Below are 1637 nucleotides of genomic sequence, written 5' to 3'. Positions count from 1 at the left end.
CTGGAAAGTCGAGGCCGATGCCTATCTGACCCAGATCAACGATTACATCGGCGCACAGTGCGCGCCTGGCACCACCTGCACGGCGGGACAGTTCAACGTCCTGCAATATGCCAACCAGCAGGCCCGCATGGCCGGGGCCGACCTGAATGCCACCCTGCTGCTGCTGCAAACGCGCAAGACCGGCGATTTCTTCCTCGACAGCAAGCTGGACTATATCCACGCACGCAATACCGACACGCATGAAGGACTGTTCGGCATCGCCCCCTGGGAAGCCCATGTGCAGCTCACCCAGCAAATTGGCCACTGGAACAACGGCGCCGAAGTTCAAGTCGTCGGCGCGAAAAAAGACGTATCGACGATACAGAACGAACCGCAGACCGGCACTTATGCCATCGTCAATCTGCATGCGGCCTATCGCGTCGAGCATCTGACCATCCGCGCGGGCATCGACAACCTGTTCAACCGTCTTTACTACAACCCGCAAAACGGGGTTTACGTAGGACAAGGCAAGACTATGTCGATGCCCCAAGTGCCTGACTTGTCCAACGCCCGTCGTCAAGAGACGTGACAAGTCAGGCACCCCCGCCCTATTGCCGATAGCGTATTCGCCACGCCGACAGCCGTTCCAGCAGCCAAGCAACCCTCATCACCCCACCCGCGGGCCGAATCCAAATCGTCCTCATCAGCCACTCTCAGTGGCAGATTTTTCAGAAAACCTCCAGACTGCGCGAACTAAGCGTTAGGGACACGCTGATTTATTCGTTCACGCCGGTTACTGGCATGATGAGTCTGGGATAATGGGCCATCGTCACAGTTGGGTTGATCGCGCTGCAAACGAGCTTTTCGGATCTGGAGTACGCGGCCAAGAAGAAACGCACGCGCCGGGATCGGTTTCTGGGTGATCTGGAGCAGCTCGTGCCCTGGGCGGCGCTGGTGGAGGCACTCGAACAGCACTACCCCAAGAGCGGCCGTCGAGGCCGCCCACCGATTGGTCTGGAGCGCATGCTGCGCCTGTACATAGCACAGCAATGCTTTGGGTTGTCGGACGAAGGGGCCGAAGATGCGTTCTACGACAGCCAGGCGATTCGCCGGTGTGGGTATCGATCTGAGCCGCGAGGCGGCCCCGGATGCGACCACGCTGCTCAAGTTCCGACGCCTGCTCGAGCAACACGGTCTGACGCCGCGGATCTTCGAGACGATCAACGCCCAGCTGGCCGAACGCGGCCTGCTGCTCAAGGAAGGCACGCTGGTGGATGCGACGATCATCGCAGCGCCTTGGCATGAAGGCACACATCGGTGCCGATGCCGACTCGGGGCGGGTGCACACGGTGGTGGCGACCTCGGCCGAGGTGGGTGACGTGACGCAGGCCGACCGGCTGCTGCACGGCGAGGAATCGGACGCGCTGGGCGATGCCGGTTATCAGGGTGTGGACCGACGCCCCGAGCGCACGCACCGGCAGGTACGTTGGCACGTGGCGCTGCGCCCGGGCAAGCGCCGGGCCTTGCCCAAGGATACGCTGGGCCGGGCGCGCGAGCGCCTGGAGCAGGCCAAGGCGCGCGTGCGGGCCAAGGTCGAGCATCCGTTCCAGGTCATCAAACAACGCTTCGGGCATCGCAAGGTGCGTTACCGGGGGCTG

1 protein-coding gene and 1 pseudogene are annotated in these 1637 nt (G+C 62.4%); both read left to right on the top strand.

From position 1 onward, the window contains the following. Positions 1 to 568, top strand: a 568-nt coding sequence (locus P8014_RS20485) for a TonB-dependent receptor (protein ID WP_337819184.1), incomplete at its 5' end; no start/stop codon positions are given. A gap of 260 nt (positions 569 to 828) precedes the next feature. Beyond that, positions 829 to 1637: pseudogene (locus P8014_RS20480) on the top strand (IS5 family transposase); the annotation flags it as partial.

This window comes from Acidihalobacter sp. (assembly GCF_037381185.1).
GTDB lineage: Bacteria > Pseudomonadota > Gammaproteobacteria > DSM-5130 > Acidihalobacteraceae > Acidihalobacter_A.
This window is presented reverse-complemented; position numbering and strand designations above follow the sequence as displayed.